Origin of the sequence: Streptomyces justiciae (genome assembly GCF_015163075.1) — a bacterium.
Lineage (GTDB): Bacteria > Actinomycetota > Actinomycetes > Streptomycetales > Streptomycetaceae > Streptomyces > Streptomyces justiciae.
The window spans coordinates 1-23,057 of record NZ_JADDXU010000036.1 but is presented as its reverse complement, the minus strand read 5'-3'; the positions used below and the strand labels follow the sequence as shown (position 1 = coordinate 23,057).

The 23,057-nt window shown below is 68.9% G+C and carries 21 protein-coding genes and 3 pseudogenes; 13 read left to right on the top strand and 11 right to left on the bottom strand.

Annotated features, from left to right (window positions below):
• Positions 1-120 precede the first annotated feature (120 nt).
• The 6 genes from IQ210_RS46600 (at position 121) to IQ210_RS46575 (ending at position 8,459) form a co-directional block, all read left to right on the top strand.
• The gene (locus tag IQ210_RS46600) at positions 121-1,041 is read left to right on the top strand and encodes an aromatic prenyltransferase (protein WP_194085331.1); all 921 of its coding nucleotides are present in this window, start codon (positions 121-123) and stop codon (positions 1,039-1,041) included.
• A gap of 82 nt (positions 1,042-1,123) precedes the next feature.
• On the top strand, positions 1,124-2,647 hold the full coding sequence (locus IQ210_RS46595) for an MFS transporter (RefSeq protein ID WP_390897671.1): 1,524 nt from the start codon (positions 1,124-1,126) through the stop codon (positions 2,645-2,647).
• Between the two features lie 210 nt (positions 2,648-2,857).
• Positions 2,858-4,282 carry a vanadium-dependent haloperoxidase gene (locus IQ210_RS46590; RefSeq protein ID WP_194085330.1) on the top strand — a complete coding sequence of 475 codons (1,425 nt, stop codon included), beginning with the start codon at positions 2,858-2,860 and terminating at the stop codon, positions 4,280-4,282.
• 938 nt (positions 4,283-5,220) lie between these two features.
• Entirely contained in the window at positions 5,221-5,949 is a 729-nt protein-coding gene (locus IQ210_RS46585) for a sigma factor-like helix-turn-helix DNA-binding protein (RefSeq protein ID WP_194085329.1), read from the top strand.
• 60 nt (positions 5,950-6,009) lie between these two features.
• Entirely contained in the window at positions 6,010-6,933 is a 924-nt protein-coding gene (locus tag IQ210_RS46580) for an RNA polymerase sigma-70 factor (protein ID WP_194085328.1), read from the top strand.
• 140 nt (positions 6,934-7,073) lie between these two features.
• Complete coding sequence (locus IQ210_RS46575) at positions 7,074-8,459, top strand: MFS transporter (RefSeq protein ID WP_228049658.1); 1,386 nt, start codon at positions 7,074-7,076, stop codon at positions 8,457-8,459.
• Between the two features lie 46 nt (positions 8,460-8,505).
• On the opposite strand, the gene IQ210_RS46570 is transcribed toward IQ210_RS46575, so the two are convergent.
• Positions 8,506-9,060, bottom strand: a complete 555-nt coding sequence (locus tag IQ210_RS46570) for an NUDIX domain-containing protein (RefSeq protein WP_194085327.1) — start codon at positions 9,058-9,060, stop codon at positions 8,506-8,508.
• A gap of 430 nt (positions 9,061-9,490) precedes the next feature.
• On the opposite strand from IQ210_RS46570, the gene IQ210_RS46565 reads away from it, so the two are divergent.
• Together IQ210_RS46565 and IQ210_RS46560 are read left to right on the top strand one after the other, a co-directional pair.
• Positions 9,491-10,267 (top strand): sigma factor-like helix-turn-helix DNA-binding protein, encoded by a 777-nt coding sequence (locus IQ210_RS46565; protein ID WP_194085326.1) that lies wholly within the window; start codon positions 9,491-9,493, stop codon positions 10,265-10,267.
• A gap of 73 nt (positions 10,268-10,340) precedes the next feature.
• Positions 10,341-11,816, top strand: a pseudogene (locus IQ210_RS46560) (MFS transporter); the annotation flags it as partial.
• On the opposite strand, the gene IQ210_RS46555 reads toward IQ210_RS46560, so the two are convergent.
• The 6 genes from IQ210_RS46555 to IQ210_RS46530 form a co-directional block, all read right to left on the bottom strand.
• On the bottom strand, positions 11,789-12,394 hold the full coding sequence (locus tag IQ210_RS46555; protein WP_322658624.1) for a TetR/AcrR family transcriptional regulator: 606 nt from the start codon (positions 12,392-12,394) through the stop codon (positions 11,789-11,791). The pseudogene IQ210_RS46560 and the gene IQ210_RS46555 overlap by 28 nt on opposite strands.
• 9 nt (positions 12,395-12,403) lie before the next feature.
• A complete protein-coding gene (locus IQ210_RS46550; protein WP_194085324.1) occupies positions 12,404-12,847 on the bottom strand; it encodes a GtrA family protein in 444 nt (147 codons plus the stop codon).
• A gap of 370 nt (positions 12,848-13,217) precedes the next feature.
• A complete protein-coding gene (locus tag IQ210_RS46545) occupies positions 13,218-13,595 on the bottom strand; it encodes a toxin Doc (RefSeq protein WP_194085323.1) in 378 nt (125 codons plus the stop codon).
• A complete protein-coding gene (locus IQ210_RS46540; RefSeq protein WP_179851372.1) occupies positions 13,595-13,840 on the bottom strand; it encodes a hypothetical protein in 246 nt (81 codons plus the stop codon). The genes IQ210_RS46545 and IQ210_RS46540 overlap by 1 nt, the downstream gene beginning before the upstream one ends.
• Before the next feature lie 156 nt (positions 13,841-13,996).
• Positions 13,997-14,224, bottom strand: coding sequence for a replication initiation protein, RepL2 (locus IQ210_RS46535; RefSeq protein ID WP_228049661.1), 228 nt, complete (start codon positions 14,222-14,224; stop codon positions 13,997-13,999).
• 80 nt (positions 14,225-14,304) lie between these two features.
• A complete protein-coding gene (locus IQ210_RS46530; RefSeq protein WP_322658620.1) occupies positions 14,305-14,736 on the bottom strand; it encodes a MarR family transcriptional regulator in 432 nt (143 codons plus the stop codon).
• A gap of 1,295 nt (positions 14,737-16,031) precedes the next feature.
• Between IQ210_RS46530 and IQ210_RS46525 the strand changes: the two are divergent.
• From IQ210_RS46525 to IQ210_RS46510, 5 genes and pseudogenes are all read left to right on the top strand, one after another.
• A pseudogene (locus tag IQ210_RS46525) lies at positions 16,032-16,376 on the top strand (carbohydrate-binding protein); the annotation flags it as partial.
• A 720-nt stretch (positions 16,377-17,096) separates the two neighbouring features.
• The gene (locus tag IQ210_RS46520; RefSeq protein WP_194085322.1) at positions 17,097-17,930 is read left to right on the top strand and encodes an alpha/beta fold hydrolase; all 834 of its coding nucleotides are present in this window, start codon (positions 17,097-17,099) and stop codon (positions 17,928-17,930) included.
• A gap of 26 nt (positions 17,931-17,956) precedes the next feature.
• Positions 17,957-18,305: pseudogene (locus tag IQ210_RS47775) on the top strand (FdhF/YdeP family oxidoreductase); the annotation flags it as partial.
• Positions 18,302-19,414 (top strand): Dyp-type peroxidase, encoded by a 1,113-nt coding sequence (locus IQ210_RS46515; protein WP_194085321.1) that lies wholly within the window; start codon positions 18,302-18,304, stop codon positions 19,412-19,414. The pseudogene IQ210_RS47775 and the gene IQ210_RS46515, both read left to right, overlap by 4 nt.
• Complete coding sequence (locus tag IQ210_RS46510; protein ID WP_194085320.1) at positions 19,395-20,210, top strand: family 1 encapsulin nanocompartment shell protein; 816 nt, start codon at positions 19,395-19,397, stop codon at positions 20,208-20,210. Before IQ210_RS46515 ends, IQ210_RS46510 begins: the two co-directional genes overlap by 20 nt.
• Before the next feature lie 40 nt (positions 20,211-20,250).
• Here the strand turns inward: IQ210_RS46510 and IQ210_RS46505 are convergent, their stop codons facing one another.
• From IQ210_RS46505 to IQ210_RS46490, 4 genes are all read right to left on the bottom strand, one after another.
• Positions 20,251-20,466, bottom strand: coding sequence for a hypothetical protein (locus IQ210_RS46505; protein ID WP_194085343.1), 216 nt, complete (start codon positions 20,464-20,466; stop codon positions 20,251-20,253).
• On the bottom strand, positions 20,463-20,861 hold the full coding sequence (locus IQ210_RS46500) for a hypothetical protein (protein ID WP_194085319.1): 399 nt from the start codon (positions 20,859-20,861) through the stop codon (positions 20,463-20,465). Before IQ210_RS46500 ends, IQ210_RS46505 begins: the two co-directional genes overlap by 4 nt.
• 199 nt (positions 20,862-21,060) lie before the next feature.
• Positions 21,061-21,411, bottom strand: coding sequence for a response regulator (locus tag IQ210_RS46495; protein ID WP_194085318.1), 351 nt, complete (start codon positions 21,409-21,411; stop codon positions 21,061-21,063).
• Between the two features lie 35 nt (positions 21,412-21,446).
• Positions 21,447-22,001 carry a transcriptional regulator gene (locus IQ210_RS46490; protein ID WP_194085317.1) on the bottom strand — a complete coding sequence of 185 codons (555 nt, stop codon included), beginning with the start codon at positions 21,999-22,001 and terminating at the stop codon, positions 21,447-21,449.
• Positions 22,002-23,057 lie beyond the last annotated feature (1,056 nt).

The following is a 23,057-nucleotide window of genomic DNA, read 5'->3' as shown; positions in this document are numbered from 1 at the left end:
CCCGATCCGGGCCAGCGAAATTCCACCGGTTCTCAAGCGCCCGTGAGCTACCTTCGAAGGGCGACGGAATGCAGGATTCCCGATGGGATCACTCGCTGGCGTTGACTGCTTGGAGTATTGATGTCCGGAGCCACTGCGGCAGAAGAACTGTACTCCGCCATCGAGGAATCAGCTCGTATGGTGGGCGCCTCCTGCTCGCGTGACAAGGTCTGGCCGATCCTGACCGCGTTCGGAGAAAAACTCCCGACCGCCATGGTCGTATTCAGTGTGCTGACCGGGGAACGCAACGCAGGGCAGCTCGACTTCTGCTTCACCATTCCCAACGGGACCGAAGACCCCTATTCCCACGCGCTGCGGCACGGCCTGGTCACCGCGACCGACCACCCCGTCGGCTCCCTGCTGGCGGACCTGCACGCCGCCGGCATCGACATCGCCGAGCACTTCATCGACTGCGGGGCCGCAGGCGGGTTCAAGAAGGTCTACGCGCACTTCCCGCGCGATCTGCAGAAGGTCTCGGCGCTCGCCGACATCACCTCCATGCCCCCCGCCGTGGCCGCCAACCTGGACCTCTTCGCCCGCTACGGCCTGGACGAGGTGGCGATGTTCGGGATCGACTACCGGAGCAGGACGATCAGTCTCTACTTCCAGTTCGCCCCGGACCGCCGCCCCGAACCCGGCGCGCTGCGGTCCCTGCTCGACGAGATCGGACTCCCCGAGCCCAGCGAGCCGATGCTGGAGTTCGCCCGCAAATCGTTCCGGGCCAATTTCACCCTCGGCTGGGACTCCCCGAAGATCCAGCGCGTCGCTTTTGCCCCTCCGTTGGGACCCGGCCTGAAAATCGAGACGATTCCGGCACCCGTGGAACCACATATCCAGCGATTCGCGACAAGTGCTCCGCGTACCTATTCCGGTGAGCGAATGAACCTGTTCGCCGTCAAGTGGATGCCCGCCGGAGAATTCCTCGAGGTCTGTTCCTACTACCAGATCTCACCAAGCTATGAGCCGGTCCGGCTGATGGCGGCACACAAAGAACAGGCGTGACGCTCAGGAGACACTCAAGAAGCGCTCGAGACGTACTCGAAAAACGCTTGAAAACGTGCCAGGCGGAACACGAAACAAGGAGATGAAAATGGAGACAAAGAGCGCGGCGGCCGGGCCGAGCTCGGGCGCAGCCGGGGACGCGAAGCGGTGGTGGATTCTCGCCGTCATCTGTACCGCCTACCTCATGGTCGGCGTCGACCTGACCGTGGTGAACCTGGCGCTCCCCTCGGCCCAGGAAGCGCTGGACTTCACGGACACCGACCGGCAGTGGATCGTGACCGCGTACGCCCTGCCCTTCGGCAGCCTGCTGCTGTTCTGCGGGCGGCTGTCGGACCTGATCGGCCGTAAGCAGACGTTCATCATCGGGCTGAGCGGCTTCGCCCTCGCCTCCGCCGTCGGCGGCGCCGCGACCAACTTCGAGGTGCTGGTGACCGCCCGCGCCGGCCAGGGCGTCTTCGCCGCGATGCTGGCCCCGGCCGCCCTGGCCCTGCTGGCCACGACGTTCACCGACCCGCAGGAGAAGGGCAAGGCCTTCGGCATCTTCAGCGCCGTCGCCGCCAGCGGCACCGGCCTGGGCCTCATCCTCGGCGGTGCGCTGACCTCCACGCTGAACTGGCGCTGGTGCCTGTACATCAACCTGCTCTTCGCCGGTGTCGCCCTCGTCGGCAGCCTGCTGCTGCTCAAGGCACAGCCCAAGACCGGCGCCCGCATGGACATCCCCGGCGTGCTCCTGGCCTCGGCCGGCATGTTCTGTGTGGTCTACGGCTTCTCCAACGCCGCGGACGACAGCTGGAGCACCCCCAAGACGTGGGGCGTCCTCGCCCTCGGCGCCGTACTCCTGATCGTCTTCGCCATCTGGCAGACCCGCGCCACGAGCCCGCTGCTGCCCCCGCGCGTCGTCCTCGACCGCAACCGCGGCGGCGCCTACCTCGCCACTCTGTTCGTCGGCACCGGCATCTTCGGCATCATGCTGTTCCTGGTCTACTTCATGCAGAACGACCTGGGATACTCCGCCGTCACCTCCGGTTTCGCACTGCTGCCGATGATCGTGTTCACCGGCGTGGGCGCGAACGTCAGCGCCATCAAGCTCATGCCCAAGCACGGCCCGCGCCCCCTGGTCACCCTCGGTCTGCTGGCCAACGCGGTCGGCATGGCCTGGCTGACCGGGATCGACCTGGACTCCGGCTACCTCACGCACCTGCTCGGCCCGACCAGCCTGGTCGGCATCGGCATGGGCCTCATCTACGGCGCCGCACTGCGCACCGGCACCGCCGGCATCGCACCCCAGGACGCCGGCATCGCCTCCGCGATGGTCAACACCGGCCAGCAGCTCGGCGGTGCCACCGGCGCCGCCCTGCTCAACACGATCGCCGCCACCGCCGCCGCCGACTGGCTGACCGGCCACGCGCAGGGCAAGCCGTCGGCGGAGCAGCTCCACCTCGCCGCGATCGACGGCTACACCACGGTGTTCTGGTGGTGCACCGCCATCTTCGTCGCCGGCGCCGTCCTGTGCGGACTGCTGCTGCGCCGTGGCCCCCTGCCCGCTCCCGCGGGCGCGCCGGCCCCGGCCCCGGCCAAGCAGACCGCGTCGGCGGAATCCGCCTGACGCACCGCAGGACACCCGCCCGTGGGTGACCATCGGCCGGCGGCGCCGGGGCAAGCACCCGGCGCCGCCGGCCCGTGTCGTCCCCGGGCCCCGGAAGAGCCGTATCCCCGACAAGCCGCGGAACAGGACCGGAAGAGCCGTATCCCCGCAAGCCGCGGGACGAGGACCGCCGTAACTCCCGCGCAGGACACAGGAGAAGGAACGCACACCATGACGACGCCAGGCCTCGCCTTCGACTTCGACAACGGCAACTTCTACCGGGACCTGATCGGCAAGGCCGGCGACTCCTCCGGGCAGCAGCAGGCCGTCGGACCCAAGGACGTGTCCCTCGTCGCCTGGATCCAGGCCGTCATGTGGGCCGCGCGTTTCGACGCCCTGGCGCCCTACCACCCGACCGCCGTCGGCGTGCACTCCCGCATCGACCGCCGCCCCGCCGCCGAGGGCGCCACCAACCGCAACAAGAACATCGCCGCCCTGTACGCCTCCTACCAGGTGGCCAACGCCATCTATCCGGAGCGCGAGCACGTCATGCGGCAGATGATGACCGCCCTCGGCCTCGACCCCGACGACACCTCCGAAGACCCCACCACCCCCGCTGGCATCGGCACCATCGCCGGCCGGTCCGCCGTCGCCGCCCGCACCCGGGACGGCATGAACTTCCTCGGCTACGAGGGCCGCAGCTACCACGGCCAGGCCTTCGACGACTACACCGGCTACCGGCCCGTGAACACCGCCTACGAACTGACCGACCCCACCCGCTGGCAGCCGGCCATCCAGCCGCACCGCCGACGCGCCGGCGGCGGACCCGGCGACAAGGGCACCTTCGCCATCCAGCGGTTCGTCACCCCGCAGCTGCGCCTGACCCAGCCCTACAGCTACAAGGACCCCGGCCAGTTCGAACTCGCCCGCCCCGCCCACCTCGACCCCGCCGACCCCGACGGCTACCGGCACGCCGTCGACGAGGTCCTGCGGGCCTCCGCGTCCCTCACCGACGAGCAGAAGGCGAAGGCGGAGTTCTTCGACAACAGCTACCTCAGCATCCTGCAGTCGACGAAGGCGGCGGCCCTCGCCCACGGCGAACTCGACCTGGACGGCTGGGTCCAGCTGCTCTTCGCCAGCTCCGCGGCCCAGCTCGACAGCCTCATAGCCGCCTGGCACCACAAGCACGCCCACGACGCGGTACGACCGTTCAGCGCGATCCGCCACGTGTACGGCAACCAGCAGGTGACCGCCTGGGGCGGCCCCGGCAAGGGCACGGTCGACGACCTCCCCGCCGACGAGTGGACGAGCTACCTGCCCGTGGGGGACAGCCCCGACCACCCGTGCGGCGCGACGACCCTGTGCGCCGCCGAGGCACAGGCGGTACGTCGCTTCCTCGGCCACGACCGCCTGGAATGGCGGCACACCGTCCCCGCAGGCTCAACCCTCACCGAACCGGGCATCGCTCCCGCCCAGGACATCGAGCTGCACTACGCCACCTGGACCGACTTCGAACAGGACTTCGCCCGCAGCCGCGTCTGGGCCGGCGTGCACTTCCGCACGACAGCCGAGGCCTCCCTGACCTTCGGCCGCCAATTCGGCGACCTGGCCCACGACTTCGTACGCCGCCACATCGACGGCAACGTCCAGAACTGACCCTCACCATGTCCCACCGGGATCCCCAACACCCACGCCGGAGCCCTTCACCCCCCTCCGACGCCCCTGGGACATGCCCCCACACCCACCCCCGGACCAGGCCCGCAACCACCCTCCCGGCCCGGGAGACTGGCCACCCACACCACCCCTCACCCACCCCCGCCCACCCACGTCGCCCGCCCGTACACCACCCCTGGGGCGCCCCCGCAGCCGCCGCCCTCCCCGCCCCAGGCCCCAACCCCACACGCCACCCCTCACCCGCCCCTGCCCCTTCCCTGCCGCGCAACGGCCCCGGCCACCCCCACTGCCTGCCCGCACACCACCCCCGGGGCGGGCCCGCAGCCACCCTCCCCGCCGCGGAACCCGACCGCCCACACCGTCTGGCGCCCGCCCTCGCCTTTTCCCAGCCGCGCAACGGCCCCAGCCGCCCACACCGTCCGCTGGCACACCACCCTTGGGGCGGGCCCGCAGCCCCCCTCCCCGCCCCAGGCCCCGACCACACACACCACCCCTCGCTCGACCCCGCCCTCGGCCACCCACATCGCCCGCCCGCACACCACCGCCAGGAACTGCTCGCAGACACCTCACCCGCTCCCCACCCGCCCCCGCGCGCACCCACAGGAGACCCACCTCGCCCTCCGCCCGCCCGCCGCTCCCAGGACAGGCGCGCAGGCGCTCCCCCCACGCCTCGCCCCTCGCCCGACTGCGGCCCCTCGATGCCGCACCCGCATCCCGGCCGGACCCGCCACCAGCCCCGGACGCGCACCCGCATCCCGGCCGGACCCGCCACCAGCCCCGGACGCGCACCCGCATCCCAGCCTGACCCCCCTCCAGCCCGGGACGCCGCACCCGCACCCCCGGCCGGACCCACCGCCCGCCCGAAGCACCACCCGCCACACCAGCCCGGAAACACGCTCGCAGGGGAAGGAGGGGCCCGTATGAGCCGGATCGAGGAGTTCGAGGAGGCGCGGCCCCTGCTGTACGCCCTCGCCCGTCGGATGCTCGGCAACGCCGACCAGGCCGAGGCCGCGGTCCACCAGGCCTGGCTGCGCTACGACACCTGTGGCCAACAGCCCCCACCGGCCCGGGAGTTCCTCACCGCCGCGGTCGCCCGGATCTGCACCGACATGCTGCGCTCCCGCCGCCCGCCGCACCCGCCGTACACCTCGCCTCGGCCGCCCGAGCCCCTGCCGAGCGATGCCCACCCGGACCTGCCCCGCCCCCGGGAACCGGTCGAGACACTCACGGCGGCGGCCCTCCGCCTGCTCGAGCGGCTCTCCCCACTGGAGCGCGCGGCGTTCGTGCTGCGTGACCTCTTCGGCTGCGACACCGAAGAGATCGCGTCCGCCATGGGCTGCACGGAGGCGGCCTGCCACCAGCTCGTCGCCGCCGTGCCACGGGCGCACGACGGCGGCGGAAAGACACCACCCTGGCCGCAGCGCATCACCGGCGCCGAACAGGTCTCCCGCGTGCTCGCCGCGATCATGCCCGCCCTGGTCCACATCGGCGTCACCATGCAGCCGCAGCAGGTGGGCCACCGCCCCGGCGCCGTCTTCCGCGACCGCAACGGCCGCGTCCTCAGCACCCTGACCCTCGACATCCACGACGGACGGATCCACACGATCCGCTGGGTCACCGACCCGTACCAGCAGCCCGCGCCGACCTGACCATGCGAACGGCACACCCAGGGGCGGGAGTTGAAAGTGGAAGAAGAAGGAGGAACCGGCGTGACGCCGACCGAGGAGTTCGAGGAGCTGCGGCCGCTGCTGTTCGCGATCGCCTACCGCATCCTGGGCAGCGTCAGCGAGGCCGAGGACGCCGTCCAGGAGACCTGGCTGCGCTGGCACACCTCCCGGGCCGACGTCAGGTCGGCCAAGGCCTACCTCGCGGCCACGGTGACCCGGATCGCGATCGACGTCCTGAGTTCGGCCCGCATACGGCGCGAGGCCTACGTCGGGCCATGGCTCCCGGAACCCCTGCTCACCGACTCCTACGAGGACCCGGCGCGGTCGGCGGAATTCGCCGACTCGCTGTCCACGGCGGCTCTGCTGCTGATGGAGCGGCTCTCCCCGCTCGAGCGGGCCGTGTTCGTCCTGCGAGAGGTGTTCGCCTTCGACTTCCCCGAGATCGCGGCGGCGGTGGGCCGCTCGCAGGCGGCCTGCCGACAGCTCGCGGTGCGGGCCCGCCGTCACATGGACGAGGGCCGGCCCCGCTTCGAGGCTGACCGCAAGGAGTGCGCACAGCTCGCCGAACGGTTCTTCGACGCCCTCAGGAAAGGCGACGTCGACAGCCTGCGCCGGCAACTCGCCGCCGATGTGCAGCTGGTCGGCGACGGCGGCGGCAAGGCCCCGCAACTGGCCCGCAGCGTCTCCGGCGCCGACACCGTCGCCAAGCTGCTCGCCTCCTTCTACACCACGCTCGCGCGGGTGGACGTGGCCCTGGAGACCCACCAGGTCAACGGCCGGCCCGGCGCGATCCTGCGCGACCGGGACGGCAAGGTGCTCAACTCCTGGACGCTGGACGTCCTCGGCGGGCAGATCCGGGCCATCCACTCGGTGACCAACCCCGACAAGCTCGCGCACCTGGGCCCGGTCGCCGACGCCTGGGCCGTCAACCGAGAGGCCAACCAGGCCCGCAGGTCCGCGGTCTGACCCCTCCTGCACGGCTCCTCATGTGAGCCCTCCTCATCCGAGCCCGCACGCACCCGCGTGCGGGCTCACACGCGTCTTCCCCGCGCCTTCGCGCCTTCGCGCCTGCGCGTCCTCGCGCCTTCGTACGAAAGGTTCCGACCATGTCCACGGACGCTCCACCACAGCTGAGCCCACAGCAGTTCATCGACCGCAGTCCCATGAGCCGCAAGCAGTGGCTCATCGTGACACTCGGACTGTTCACGATGGTCGCCGAGGGGCTCGACTCCGTCGTCGCCTCCTTCGTCTATCCCCGCATCGTGAAGGAGTGGGGGACCGACCTCCACACCGTGACCGTCACCGTGACGGTGAGCGTCCTGGCCATGGTCGCCGGCGGAGTTGCGGCCGGACCGCTCGCCGACCGCCACGGACGCAAGGGCATCACCGTCGCCGGCATCGCCGTCTTCGGCCTCGCCACCGCCGGCATGGGCGCCGCCCAGAACATCGCCACCTTCGCCGGACTGCGCATCCTGGCCTGCCTCGCCCTCGGCGCGGTACTGCCGACCGTGATGGCCCTCGTCGCGGACTGGACGCCCGCCGGGCGCCGGGTCCAGATGGTCGCGCTGGCCTTCGCCGGAGTCACCGTCGGCACCACCACCGGCGGCATCCTCTCCTCCGTGCTCATCCCCGCCTTCGGCTGGCCCGTCCTGATGGCCGTGTGCGGCCTCCTTCCGCTGCTGCTGATCCCGGCCATCGTCCGCCACATACCCGAGTCCGTGAGCGTGCTCGCCGCCCGCCGCAGGCCTGCCGAACTGCGCCAGGCCCTCGCCACCGTGGTCGCCGACCCCGACGGCGCCGACGTCGCCCTGGAACAGCCCGCGGTGGTACGCCGCCCGCGGCCCCCGGCGCGCGTCATCCTGTCCCGGGACTTCGCCCCCACCACCGCCCTGCTGTGGCTGTGCTCCTTCGTGGCGGTGGGCGCCGTGTTCCTGGTCCTCAGCTATCTGCCGCTGCTCGGCGAGCGCATGGGGCTGACCTCGGCGCAGGCCGGAGTGGCCGTCGCGGTGTTCGGCTGGGGCGGCCTCGTGGGGCAGTTCGCGGTGTCCTTCGCCCTCAAGCGGTTCGACCTGTTCCGGGCACTGGCCGGGCTGTGCGCGCTGAGCGCCGCCGTCCTCGCCGGAGCCGCACTGTGGGCCACCCAGTTCACCGGGGTGCTCGCCACCGCCTTCGCCCTCGGACTGTGCCTGCCGGCCGCCAACTCCGCGATCCAGGCGATCGGCGCGATCGTCTACCCGCCGTCGGCCCGCGCCACGGGCATGAGCTGGGCGACCAGCGTGGGCAAGCTGGGCCCCGTGGCGGCCGGCCTGTTCGGCGGCCTGATGGTGGAGGCGGGCTGGAGCCTGGGCACCGTACTGGCCACGGTCTCGGTGCCGGTCGGCCTGCTGGCCGCGGCCGCCGTCGCGCTGCGCACCCGCAGCCGGACACGCACCGAGCCGAAGCCGCAGACCGTCTCCCGGCCGGTCCCGGCCCTGGCCCCCGAGAAGGTCTGACCACATCACCGCACCCCGAGAACACATCACCACACCCCGACCCCGCTCAGCGCCCGACGGCGAGGTCCGCGACCGTCCCGCCGGCGCCCCGGCCGGGCGGGACGGTCCCGGCACCGTACCGGTCGCGGTACCGGCCGAACGCCTCCCGGGCATCGGGAATGAACGCCTCGTGCCCCACCAGCTCCGCCAGTTCGTCCTCCGTCACCCACGCCCACCAGGCGACCTCCCGCGGATCGGGCCGCACCGGCCCCGTCACGACGAGTTCGTGCACGGCCAACCAGTACGGGCTGATCGCACCCTCGCAGCGGAACTTGAACAGGAACCGAGGCCGGCCGCCGACCCCGAGCTCCTCCGCCAACTCCCGCGCGGCGGCCTCCTCGTACGGCTCACCCGCCTCGACGGCCCCGCCGAGCAGCCAGTTCAGCAGCCCGGCGAACCGTGCCACGCCCTCGGGACGCCGGTGCACCAGGAACCGGCCGTCCTCGTCCCGGCACACGATGGTCGCCATCCGGAACAACCACTTGTTCCGCATCGCCTCGCCGCGCTCCACGACGGCCACCACTTCGTCCCGCTCGTCCACACGGTCGACCAGCTCACCCATGCCGCACACCATGACAGCGGGAACTACAGGCGGGCTGTAGCCGCTCGAGGACGGCCGGAGCGCGACGCCACCCTCACAGACCCGTGCAACTGAGCTCGAAGTTCCCTGGTGCACAAGGGACTTGACGACCCACCGCACCTAGCGTGGAACACGTATCCCCTTCCGCAGGTGTGCCCGCTCGATCTCATCCCCCGAGGGCGGGCACACCCGCCTTCCGCCCCGTCCGACAACCGCCCGCACCCCTTCCGGTGCCGGAGCGAACGCGACGCGTGGGCCCAGGGAAGCCCAGAGACGCACCCGGCGACAACTGACGGCCGGACGTGCCGGCACATCACCATGACCACGACCACGAACACGACCACGGCCGCACGCGAGCAAGCGCCGCCGTGCCCAACCCCCGTACCCAAGAAGCGCCCAAGGAGGAGCCGGTGTGACCAGGACCGAGGAGTTCGAGGAAGTACGACCGCTGCTGCTGGCGATCGCCCACCGGATCCTGGGCAGCGCGAGCCGGGCCGAGGACGCGGTCCGCGTGACCGGACGGCGCTGGGCGGACACCTCCGTTCACCCCGAGTCGGTCGAAAGCCATCTCGCGGCCGAGGTCACCCGCGTCTCCACCGAGACCCTGCGCTCGGACCGCCTCGACCAGGACCCCTACGCCGGCCCCTGGGCGGCCGCCCCGCTGCTCACCGGCCCCGACCCGGACCCGGAGCGGCCCGCGGAGCTGACCGACTCGCTGCTCACCGCGGCCCTGCTGGTGCTGGAGCGGCTCTCCCCGCTGGAGCGCGCGGTGTTCGTGCTGCGCGAGGCGTTCGGATGCAGCGTCGAGGAGACCGCGGCGGCCGTCGGCTGCTCGCCGGAGGCGTGCGGCCAGCTTGTCGCCGCCATCGCCACCACCAGCGACGGCGACCGCGACCCGCTGCCCTGGCCCACCTACATCGCCGGCACCCAGAACGTGGCCCGCCTGCTCGCCGCGATCGTCCCGCCGCTGCGCCGGATCGGCGTCACCGTCGAGAACCGCGTGGTCAACGGCCGCCCCGGCTCGGTCTTCCGCGACCGCACCGGCCGCGTCCTCAACGCCCTGACCCTCGGCGTCCACGAGGACCGCATCGAGGAGGTCCACCTGGTCGTCAACCCCGACCTGATCGCGCACGCCGATCCCGTCGCCGAGGCCTACGCGATCCTGCGCGAGGCCAACCGGGGCCGCTGAACGCCCACATGAGCCGCCGGCACCACCAGCTTCGCTCCGCCGACCCCCGAGTGCGGTTGCCCAGCATGGGCACATGGCTCTCAACAATCGCTGGTTGGCACTGGTGGGACTGGCCATCAGCGTGCTCGTCATCGGATTCGACCTGACGATCCTGAACGTGGCGCTGCCCACCATGTCCGCCGACATCGGCGCCGACACCGGCCAGTTGCAGTGGATCGTCGACTCGTACGCGGTCGTCTACGCGTCCGCCATGCTCCCCGCCGGTCTGCTCGGCGACCGCTTCGGACGGCGCAAGCTGCTCGTCACCGGCCTCACCGTCTTCCTGTGCGGCTCCGTCGTCGGAGCACTCGTGGCCACCCCCGGCCCGGTCATCGTCGCCCGCACCGTCATGGGCGTCGGTGCCGCGCTGACCATGCCGCTCACCATGTCCGTCGTCGCGACCCTCTTCCGCGGCGCGGAGCAGACCAAGGCCATCGCCGTCATCACCGTCGGCCTCTCGATCGGCCTGCCGCTGGGACCGCTGGTCGGCGGCTGGCTGCTCGAACACTTCTGGTGGGGCTCGGTCTTCGTCATCAACATCCCGCTGGTCGTCATCGGCATCATCGCCTGCCTCACCCTGGTCCCCGAGACCCGCGACCCCTCGGCCCCCACCATCGACCCGGTCAGCACCGCCCTCGGCATCCTCGGCCTCGGCGCCTTCATCTACGGCGTCATCGAAGCCCCCAACGAGGGCCTGACCGACCCCGTCATCGCCGGCTCCCTCATCGGCGGCGTGGCCATGCTCCTCGCCCTCGCCGCCCGCGAACGCCGCCAGAGCCACCCCATGATGGACCTGGGCCTGCTGAAGAACCCCACCGTCCGCTGGAACACCCTCGTCGGCACGCTGGGCATGTTCACCTTCACCGGCCTGCTGTTCGTCCTGCCCCAGTACCTCCAGGCCGTCCAGGGCCACGACGCCTTCGGCACCGGGGTGCGCCTCATGCCGCTCATGGCCGGCCTGATCTTCGTCGCCCGCGCCGTACCCCCGCTCACCGCCCGCTTCGGCACCCGCCCGCTGGTCATCGCCGGTCTGCTCCTGATGGGCGGGTCCCTGCTGGTCGGCAGCACCACCGACACCGGCACCGGCTACGGCTTCACCGCGCTGTGGATGACGTTCACCGGACTCGGCGCCGGCTTCGTCATGATGCCGGCCCTCGACAGTGCCCTCGCCGCGCTGCCCGAGGGCAAGGCGGGCACCGGCAGCAGCCTGATGAACACCCTGCGGCAGGTGGGCGCCTCCATCGGCATCGCCGTCCTCGGGAGCGTGCTCAACGCGGTCTTCACCGACCGGCTCGACACCACCGGCGTGCCCGCCCAGGCCGCCGACACGGCCGAGGAGTCCGTGGTGGCCGCCCAGTCCGTCGCCGCACAACTGGACCTCGCAAGCCTCGCCGACTCCGCCGAGTCCGCCTTCACCCACGGCACCAGCATGGTCCTCCTGGTCTGCGCCGTAGCCACCCTCGCCATGGCCGCCCTGACCTTCTACGTCCTCCCCGACGACCGCAGGACGGAGCCCCCGGCATCCGGGGCAGGCCAGTTGCACAACAGCGAGTCCAGGGCATCAAGCACCCGAGCCCAACTCTCCCCGCTCTCCGGAGAACTGTGACTGAACCCGCCCCCGGCCTCCAGGCTGACGAAGCCGTGAAACACGCTCCCCAGCAGCCGAACGGCATGCGTCTGGTCCGGCTCCACCAGGTCGTACCCCCGCAGGACGGCCCGCGTCATCAACGCATGCCGCCCCCCGGCACTACGCGCCGCCTCCTCAGGCGAGAGCCGCAACTGAGCCGCCGCATACCGCCCCGGATGCTCCCGCGCATAGTCCCGATAGACGTTCCCGAGCGCGCTCAACGCATCTTTCCCGGCCCGCCCGGCGAGGGCGACGGCCCCGCGATCGGCGAGCTCCTCCAGAGCAAGCAGCGCGATCCGGACCTTCAGCTCCTGCGAGTTCTTCACGTGCGAGTACAGACTCGCGACGGTGACATCGAACCGTCGAGCCAGCGCGGACACGGTCACCTGCTCGAACCCGACCTCATCGGCCAGCTCGGCCCCGCCCCGCACCACCGACTCAACACTCAGCCCCGCACGCACCCCGACATCTTAGGCAGCGAGCCTCCACCCCCGAGCACTCCGCTCACGCTGCCCGGCGAAGACGAAGAGCCGCAGCACAAGAAACCGCCCCACACCCGCGAGCCCGGAGGCACCGAGATAGACAACCTGCTCGGTCACCAGGCTGTGCTCGCGCTGCACCAGATCCAGCACGAACACGGCAAGGCTGGTCGCAAGATAGGCAACCCCGGCCGACCCGGCGGACTGCCAGTGCTCCCGCCACTCGGCACCACGCCTCTTGCCGAAGGTGTACCGGGCGTGCAGCTCGGTGCACAGCACGGTCGACACCACGGTGACGACGGCGTTGGAAACCCCCCAGGGCACCCCCATGGCCAACACGACCACAGCAAAGCTGCTGACCACGCCGACTCCACCACCAAAGCCCACGAACCGCACGAAGGAGGCGAAGGGCGTGTCCGAGAGCGGCGACTTCATGGCAGCACCCTTCCGTAGCGTTTCTGGTGTCGGAAACGCTACGTTGCATTCATAGAATCAACAACACATTAATTGCGTAAGTGTGCAATCTTTGCAGCTCAAGCCATATAAATCATTGCAACGAGTGCGAGATTAATGCAACAGTGTCTGATGCGAGCGTTGCAATCGATGAAACTGAACGCTACCCACCACATGCTGAGGCGTGCCGATGACGGCCAGGGCGACGAAGAAGTTGATCTGCCCGATGGCGACAGTCAGCGTGGCCATCGCGCGCGGCACCGACTTGTAGCCGGTGGCCCGTCGGCGTGTTCACTGCACTGACGGATGCGCGGAAGCAGTTGTGACAGGAGAAGAGGTGCTGGGCGTGCTCTCAAAGTTTCCAGGCGCGTAGCTGATCGGCGACGGCAGGAACCCGGAGCCGGGAGTCACGGATCTTGCGTACGAGGTCCGACAGCGCGCCGTAGGGCGGGTCGATGCCTTCCCCGGACTGGTCCATGTACTGGGCCGCGACGAACGCGGCGAACAGACTGTTGCGGTGGGGGAGGGGCTCCAGCCGCACGATGGTGTGCATGAGCGCAGCCGCCCGCCAGGCCGCGTCAGGGTCGGCGGCTTCGAGGGTGGGCAACTTGGTCTTGTGTCGCGCAACGGCAGCTACCAAGGCGGAGTAGTCGGCGACCGACATGTCGTCGGTACCGAGAGCGGCCTCCTGGACATCGAGAAGCCAGGAGACGTCGATGTACAGATGCATCAGGCGGCCGCAGCCCCGCCCCCACCCGCACGCTCGGCGGGCGGCACCTCATCAGGGAACGCCTCGTCGAACTCCGCACGCAACCGATCGGCCCACGCACCGGCACCCGCGACGAACCGCTTGCGGTGCATCTCCCGCACCCCGAGGTCGTGCAGGTACTGCTTGAGGCTCTTCCCCTCGGCAGCCGCAGCCGCGCGCACGCCTTCGAGCTCCTCGTCGGTGAAAGACACGTTCAGCGATGGCATACACCGATGGTACCTACTAGGTGCCTCGACGTGCGGGCTGAAATCCTGATCCCTTCCGCAGGTCTCAAGATGAGGCGCTGGCGTCATGCGACCCGACCGAGAAGTCGTTTCACATGAACGATCCGTACATGCCGGAATCGCACCGCCGGGGAGACCTCACAGGGCACGCCGCATGGGTACGACGTTCTCCTCGCCCGTGGCACGGGGGGTCAGCCGGTAGTACACGATGTTGGAGAACCGGTCGGACTGCTCCAGCCAGCCGGCCTCCACCAGCTGCCGCCGCATCCGGGAGAAAACAGTGGGGGTCATGTTGACCTCCGCGGCCAGCTCCTGCCCGGTCATGCGCACGGCGCCGGCCCGGTCGGTCGGCATCATCGCGTACATCAGGACGATCAGACGCTGGCTCGCCGACAAGCCCGCCGTGCGACGCAACAGCGTGCGGTAGTACGTGCCGTCAGTAGCGTTCACTGGCCCTCCCAGCCCCGCGGACCCGGCGCCGTCCATCCAGGGATGTCGGGCGGGTTCCAGTCCCTCACCGCTTCCCTCTGCTCAAGGCCTGATCCATGGAAGGCGATGTAGGGACTGATCCTGTACAGCTTGATCCGGCCCAGCTTCCCAGTCTCGACGATCAGACGGTGCCTGGCCAACTTCTTCATGATCCGCGCAAGAGCGTCGGGCGTCATGCCGACCTCCTCCGCGATGTCCTTGCCGGTACGGTGCACCGGATCCATGCCCGGAGGCGACGCGCCGATGAACCAGAGAACCATGAACTTCTCGGCCGGCGTGAAGCCTGACGACTTACGCGTGATGGCGCGCACTCGCTCCTTGTCCACGGTGGCGTGCCAGCCGCTGTAGGCGTACGGCGCGGTGGGGACGTCGTTGCCGAACTCATCCACCACGCGCCGGACGGACCGTGCTGATGCCAACGTTCCTCCGAACCTGGGGCGTTGCTGATCGGACAATGCGAGCCGACCGTGAGATCGGTTGAGATGAACCTAACGTACATGCACCTCCGGTCAATGCATTCCCGCACCCTCGGTCGTGTCGTATGACCGGCCAACGCATGGACCCCACCGGTCTCCCAGGCTCAACAGCCAGGCTCTGCAATGTACTTATCGTTCATCTCACCCGATCCCAGGGTCGTGTGCACACGATTTCCCGATCTGGTTGACCCGCTCGCTGGATCGAGACCACACGACTCTGGAGTCGGCACCACACGATCCTCAGGTCGGGTAACCCGAGGCTGAGATCGGGTTACCCGACCTGAGGATCGGCCAGCTGACAACATATGCGCAGGTCAAAGCGATATTCACTCGGCGCCCTCTCATACCTCTTCAACCCCCGCACCGTCGTCAGGTTGTCTGTGGTGAAGGCGGCTTCGCGTGCGGCACCGTACGCGTCGACCGCTCGTGGACGGCATCAACGGTCCTGCGTCTCGGGCGGTTGATCCCGTCGACGAAGCAACGACAAGCGGGGTGACGGCCGGTGACGGGCGGAGGCACCTCCGCCCGTGCGCGATCCGCCGCGAAGGTCCGTTGAGGTGCCGTTCTGTGGCTAGGGCAGTGGGTGTTTGTCGGTGGATCGCGTCCGGTGAAGTGGTGAAGCCGGGCTTGGCTCGCGTCAATCACAGCATCGCTTCCCAGGCCGTGGTTATCGGCATCGAGCACGGGCCGGGCGGTCAGAGAAACGCCTCCCAGGTCGACTTGACCTGGGAGGACGTCGGTGTCTGTGCGAGCGCTTCCCCGGACCGAGAGCTGGGATCAGTAGTTGTTCTCGATGCGATCGCGCGCCAGGTCTCGGACCTCGCTCCAGTCGTCCGATCGCAGCACTTCGAGCACGGACCGCGGGGTTCTCTTGTGGCGAGCGACGGTCAACCTCACGGAGTCGTCAGTGTCTGCCGCCAGGTGCGTCAGAATTTCGGGGGTCAGAAGGTGGTGGTCAGGGCAGCGATTACGGCTGCGCGGTCGCGGCGTATGCCGGCGGCCAGGGTGCGGAGTTCTCGTTGTCCGTCAGGCGGACGTCGGCGAGCCAGACGTCGAGGGCCAGGTGCTCGCAGTTGTGGGCAGCATCGGGCGGGATTGGCCCCGGTGCGGTAGGGCTGCAGGTGGCGGCGGACGCTGTTGATGTCGCCGCGGTAACCCAGCTGCTGGATCTCCCGGGTGAGTGCTGCGGCATGGGCGCAGCACTCCAAAAGCTCACGGCCGTCCCCTCCATCGCCGGAGACGTGTGGATCTCCGGCGGCGACAAGGGCTTGCTGCACTCCACCTACGGCGGCCGCACTTTCACCACCCTGAGGTCCGTGCAGTCCGCTTCCGCCCTCGGCTTCGGTAAGGCCAAGCCGGGCACCAACTACCAGGCCCTGTACCTGATCGGCGCCGTCAAGAACGCCACCGGTGCCTTCCGCTCCATCGACAAGGCCCACCAGCGGGGAGTCTTCGGCGGCGTTGGCGTCATCACCGGCGCTCCTGACACCTACGGCCGCGTCTACGTCGGCACCAACGGCCGCGGCCTGCAGTACGGCACCCCGTCGTCCTGACGCACGGCGGCCCCTCCGGGGGCACAAGTCGAAGCCCCACCCCGGCCGCACGCCCCGCAAGGCGTCGCGGTCGGGGCGAGGCAGCGCACCCGCGAGGCCGAGGCGAGCACAACCCACAGACGGCCTCCCCGCAACGCTGCCCAGGCGACCAGAGAGGGCCAGGCGCCTCAGCCCGGTCCCGTTCACCGCCGAGGTCGCACACCGCATCGGCCGGGCCGCGCTCTGGCCGCTCCTCTACGTACGGGAGCTGCTGCGGCCCGCCTCTTCTGGCAACGCGTCGCCCTTAGTCCTCCACCGCACCCACATGTGGCGTCGGTTCCGCAACGACAACGACAACGGCATCGAGCAGTAGCCGTGCCCGACCTCCGCCTCCGGCCAGTCGGTCCCTTCCTGGATACCCGTTACCCGTACCTGCGCCGGCTTCGGCCGTGCCGGTGTCGATGGTTCGCTCCCGCACGGTCTGGCACGGACATCCTCGTGTCGATCGGAGCGACGCGATGATGTCGGCCCGCGCAGGCAAGGAGATGCGTGGTGCTCCAGCGCCCTCCTTCTGAAAAATCCTTACATTTCACCTATAACTGTAGATATGCCCTTTTCCTCCCCGTCATGGAGTCTGTGGACCCAAGTCCCTTCACACATTCATGCGATGTGGATTCGGCACAGGGCTGTGAGGCTGAACCACGTAACCGGCTGACACCAACCCCGATAGGCGTGATCTTGATGACCTTCGTGACAGTGGGCCAGGAGAACAGCAGCTCCATCGACCTCTACTACGAGGACCACGGCACCGGGCAGCCGGTCGTCCTCATCCACGGCTACCCCCTCAACGGGCACTCGTGGGAGAAGCAGGAGCGCGTGCTCCTGGAGGCCGGCTACCGGGTCATCACCTACGACCGCCGCGGCTTCGGCCAGTCGAGCCAGCCGACCATCGGTTACGACTACGACACCTTCGCCGCCGACCTGAAGGCCCTGCTGGACCACCTCGACCTCGAGGACGTGATCCTGGTCGGCTTCTCCATGGGCACCGGCGAGGTCACCCGCTACCTCGGCCGCTACGGCTCGGCACGGGTCAGCAAGGCGGCCCTGCTCGGCGCGATCCCACCCTTCCTGCTCAAGACAGATGACAACCCCGAGGGCGTGGACGCCTCCGTCTTCGACGGCATCAAGGAGGCCGTGCTCAAGGACCGCCCGGCCTACTTCAAGGACTTCCTCGACAACTTCTACAACGTCGACACCTACGCCGGCACCAGGATCAGCGACCAGGCGTGGCAGAACAGCTTCAACGTCGCGGTCGCCGCGTCCGCGTACGCGGCCTACGCCTGTGTCGACACCTGGCTGACCGACTTCCGCGACGACCTGCCGAAGATCGACGTGCCGACGCTGCTGGTGCACGGCAACGCGGACCGGATCCTGCCCTACGAGGCGACCGCCAAGCGACTGCCCGGCCTGATCGAGGACCTGACGTTCGTCACCGTCGAGGGCGGCCCGCACAACATCGCCTGGACCCACCCTGAGGAGGTCAACCAGGCGCTGCTGGACTTCCTCGCGAAGTGACCGCGCGCGGGCGGTGATCGTGCGGCGCTCAAGTCCTCGACGGACTGGAGGACTTCAACCGGCGGGTGCGGCTGCCCCCCCGGCTTCCGGATCGAGCAGCCCGCCCGCGAACTGGTCTTCCTCCCACCCTCCGGCCGCGCGGAGGACTCCGCCGCCGCGCTGCCCGAGGCGCCGCCACGGCACGCGACGGCAGCGTCCGGCGGCTGACGCGCTATCGGGCCATCGCGGACGACATGCCCCCGGGGCTCGGCCGCCGGATACATGCCGGAGACGAACGTACTGGTCGCGGCGAGCGACCACAGCCCCCAGAGCAACCAGCCCTTGATGAAGAACATCAAGGTGCGTGTCACTGCGCACTCAGAGGACCCGTCATGACCGTAGAACCCACCGAGCCGGCGGGCTCATCAGCCGTTGCCGGGGCGGAACCGCAGGAGGTGCTGTCGCCGCTCACCAGCGCGGCCGTCTTCCTCGTGGTCACTGTCGACCAGGGCGGCGAGGCCGCCGTCCGCGACTTGCTCTCCGACGTCGCCGGACTGACCCGGTCGGTGGGCTTCCGGGCCCAGCCCGAGGGCCGGCTCAGCTGCGTCGCAGCCATCGGCTCCGACGCCTGGGACCGGCTGTTCACCGGCCCGCGACCGGCCGGACTGCATCCCTTCCGGGAACTCGTCGGAAACGTCCACCGCGCCCCGGCGACCCCCGGTGACCTGCTCTTCCACATCAGGGCGGCCCGACAGGACCTGTGCTTCGCGCTGGCCGCGGAGATCATGGCCCGGCTGCGCGGCTCGGTCACCGTGCGGGACGAGGTGCACGGCTTCAAGTACTTCGACGAGCGAGACCTGCTCGGCTTCGTCGACGGCACGGAGAACCCCACGGGCGCAGCCGCCCGGGCGGCGGTCCTGGTCGCGGACGAGGACCCGGACTTCACCAGCGGCAGCTATGTGATCGTGCAGAAGTACCTGCACGACATGACGGCGTGGGAGGCGCTGCCCGTCGAGGAGCAGGAGCGGGTGATCGGTCGGCGCAAACTCTCGGACATCGAACTGGCCGACGACGTCAAACCCGCCGACTCACATGTCGCGCTGACCACGGTCACCGACCCCGACGGCACCGAACGCCAGATCCTGCGCGACAACATGCCCTTCGGCGCCGTCGGACGCGCCGAGTTCGGCACGTACTTCATCGGCTACGCCCGCACACCCGACGTGACCGAGACGATGCTGGAGCGGATGTTCCTGGGCACCGAATCGGCCGCCCACGACCGGATCCTGGCCTTTTCCACCGCAGTGACGGGCTGTCTGTTCTTCGCCCCCACCACGGACTTCCTGGAGGACCTCCCCGAGGCGCCCCACAGCCCCGGCGCCGAAGCGGAGGTGCCCCGCGCCGTCGTCGTCCCGCCGTCCGAAACCCCTTCCCGACCCGCCGACACGTCCCTGGGAATCGGCAGCTTGAAACGGAGCCCTCTCGATGAACAACCTGCACCGTGACCTGGCGCCGCTCTCCGACGCCGCCTGGGCCGACCTGGAGGAGGAGGCCCGCCGCACCTTTCGACGCCATGTGGCGGGCCGCCGGATCGTCGACGTCCCCGAACCGGGCGGCCTGGACCTGGCAGGTGTGGGCACCGGCCACCTGGACGAGGTGACGACCCCGGCGGACGGCGTCCAGGCGCGCCGGCGCCGCTTCCAGCCGCTGGTGGAGCTGAGCGTCCCCTTCACGGTCGACCGCGATCAGGTCGACGCCGTCGCCCGCGGCGCCAAGGACGCCGACTGGCAGCCGGTGAAGGACGCAGCGCGTCAGCTCGCCTTCGCCGAGGACCGCGCGGTCTTCGAAGGATATGCGGCGGGCGGAATCACCGGACTGCGCTCGGACGCCTCCCACGAGCCCCTCGCACTGCCCGCCGACGTGCGCGCCTACCCCGACGCCGTCAGCCGGGCCGTGACGGCGCTGCGGCTGGCCGGCGTGGACGGCCCCTACACCCTGGCACTCAGCGCCGACGCCTACACGGCGGTCAGCGAGACCTCCGACCACGGCTACCCCGTCCTGCGGCACCTCGCCGCACTCCTGGACGGCGACATCGTGTGGGCACCGGCCATCGACGGAGCATTCCTTCTCTCCACCCGCGGCGGCGACTTCGAACTCCGACTGGGCCAGGACGTCTCGATCGGCTACCTCGCCCACGACGCGACGACCATCACCCTGTACTTCGAGGAGACCTTCACCTTCCTCGTCCACACCAGCGAAGCGGTGGTCCCCCTCACAGCCACGGGATCACCCACCGCCTGAACCACAGATCACACCGACGGCCACCGCGACAACACCATGTTCAGCTGCGGCCTGCTTCCAGCGCGCAGATCACCGAGCAGGGCCAGCCGGGGACAGCGGGATTTTCGGTGGCGACATCGAGGTCCTGACTGGGCCGGCTGACCAGACGGTGTGCGCGCACCGCGTAGCCGCCAGTCAGCACGAGCGGGTAGGGAGAGCCCAGAGTGATCACGTCTGCCAGAAGCCGTGCGTGCAGCTCCGGCATGTCCTGGCTCACGCGGCCGCCCGGCCGCGCGACGCGAGCTGGGGGAAAGCGTCTTCCCATACGGTGCGTACGGTGCGGCCGACCAGACGTCGCAGCGTGGGCCACAGCTCCAGCAGAACATCCTGATTCAAAAAGGACGTCAGGTCCTCACGCAGGCCTTCATGCAGCACGGTCCGATACAGCCCCATGCGCTGACGGGGTTTGTCCAGGTCATAGGAAGTCAACCCGGACCACGCCACATGCAGCGGAAGATCCACGACCCCCCGCACCGGCCCCCGCAGCTCGTCCAGGGACGCAGGCAGACGCTGCTGGAACTTCTGCCGGTACAGCGAAAGGTCTTCTGCGCACGCTGCCGCCAGGTCACTGCTGGAGGTGGGGGGAGTGCGCACGCTCTGCCATATCTCCATTATGGCGGCGGGTATGGCGAATCATGAGCCAGACGATGCCACCGCTGTCCGGAGACAGCCGTGAGATCGCCCTGGTCCTCCGTCGACCTGAAACGCCCCTGAGTGATGTCGAGGCCCGTAGCCGAGCAGTTCTTGAGAGATCCGGCTTCACGGCCCTCACTGGCCATGCAGCGCGCTGTCAGTGGCCTCAGCACTGCGGTCAGCGGGGGTTCCGGCGGCTATGAAGCTGTCGGACGGTCGCCAAAGGGATATCCGCCTCGTCAGAGGACTCGGGAGCCAGCGGTTGGTCGATTGCCTTATGACCGAGGCGATAGAACTTCACTCCGACTGCTGTGTAGGCGAGTTGGAGCCAGCCGTTGGAAGCGAGGCGACCGATGCTGCGCGAGGCGCTGGTAGTGCTCAGGCCGATGAGTCTGCCGATGTCGGTGGCGGTGAGGCGTACCGGCGTTCCGATGGGAACGGCAGTGGCGTAGTAGATGAGGATTTTCAGGTCTGCGCCTTGCTTCAGCTGGGATCGCAGCAGGAGGTCGTTCAGCTCGCCGGCCTCCATGAAGCGAGGCTCGAATGGCTCGGCAACAGGGACCATCACGATGCTTCCTTCTTCTTCAGTGGGCAGGGGACGACGGGGTGGCGTGTGTGCTCGATGGCCCTGTGTTGCTGGTTCGCGGAGCCGTCATAGGCAGCCCGGCCGTTCAGCTTGTAGAACGTCACCTTGCCTACGCTCTCTGCCTCTAGGAGGAACCCTCCGCGGTGGAGATTGCAAACGGAGTTGCTTACGGCATTCGGGCGCAGCTCTAAGGCGAGGCCGATCTGTCGGAAGCTCTCTCGCAACGGCTCGTCGCCCGGCGGAGAGTTGAACAGGTAGTAACCGTAGACCAGTTTGTCGTTCTTCGTGTACCCGCTGTCCTTCGCCCATATGGCCGACGCCAGCTTCTTGCTGACGTTCACATGTCGGCCACCGCCGCTCCAGGCGTACGGCTTGTCGTCCTTGCCGAGCAGTTCTAGCTGGATGAACTCGCCAGTGCCTGTGTCCACTGCAGGCCTTGCCCGCCCCATATCGCTCCTGACGTTGAGCTTTCCCCTGGAGGGGAACGATGTGCGGGCCTGACCGTAGCTGCGACCTCTCCCAAATCCAGGCATGATCGTTTCCCCTCTAGGGGAATCGTGCGTCCCAATCTGACACTCAAATAGCCCTGAGCGTTACACGCCATGGTCTCTGACCTGGGGTTATGTCCGCGCTCTCTATATGCATTAGGTGTACGCCAATCGGAAGCAGGCCTGACCCTCGCTGTACGAGACCTGTACTCCTTACGAGTTTTCGCGCACCTGTGCGGGGTGGCGTCAGCGGTTCTGAGTCTCGGATGGTGGCGATCGTGACGGACAAGCAGAAGGCGTGGCTGATCTGAGTGGTGGGTTGCTGGAGGACACGCGCGCCTGATCGGTCGACGTTCCCGACGTCGTGGCTGACTTTCGCTGGCTGAGGCTGAACGGTCCCGGAAGTAGTCAAGGTCCCGGTAGTCAGTGGTAATGCCCGCAACGGTTAGCGGGATGCGACCGCTTCCTCGACCGAAATTATGAATTCGAGGCTTATGGGCGGCGAATGTTGGCGACTTTCGTGCGGGTTCCCGAGCTTAACGGCGCTTTCCTTGAGGTCGAGAGCCTTGTGGAGGGTGGCGAGGTTCAGGCTGCTCTGGATGACGTTCGTACGGTGCTGTTTGAACTTGGTATTGCATCAGGGGACTTGACGCGTGATACATACACGGATGCAGTTCATAATCATCGTCGCCATTACGCATAGTTAGCCCCTTTTCGTGAATTATGCAGATATGTTTTCTCTGCGGAGTTGGGGCAGAGTTTCTGCTTTGAGTGTTGCCGGTGTTCATAACTCCAAAGACCCAAGGCGCCGCGCTTGATGTCGGGCTTTTCCAGGTCGGGTGTGTTGGCGGGGTTTTCTGTGGCTGTTGGGGCCGCCCGCTTCTTGGTTAGTGTCGTGCTTCTGCGAGCCGAGTAAAGGGCGCTCCCTGCGGTCGCGTCGGCTGTGCCGATGGGCCTGGGGCCCACCCTTGACTCGGCTCGCTCCAGCACGGGTGAGAAGCGAGCGGGCGGCCCGGAGGGATAGGTGGCCGACGTCTGTTTGCCGTGGGGGTGGGTTGGATTGTGGCCCGAGGCTGGGGGCGCGGGTCGCGCCTCGCCTGC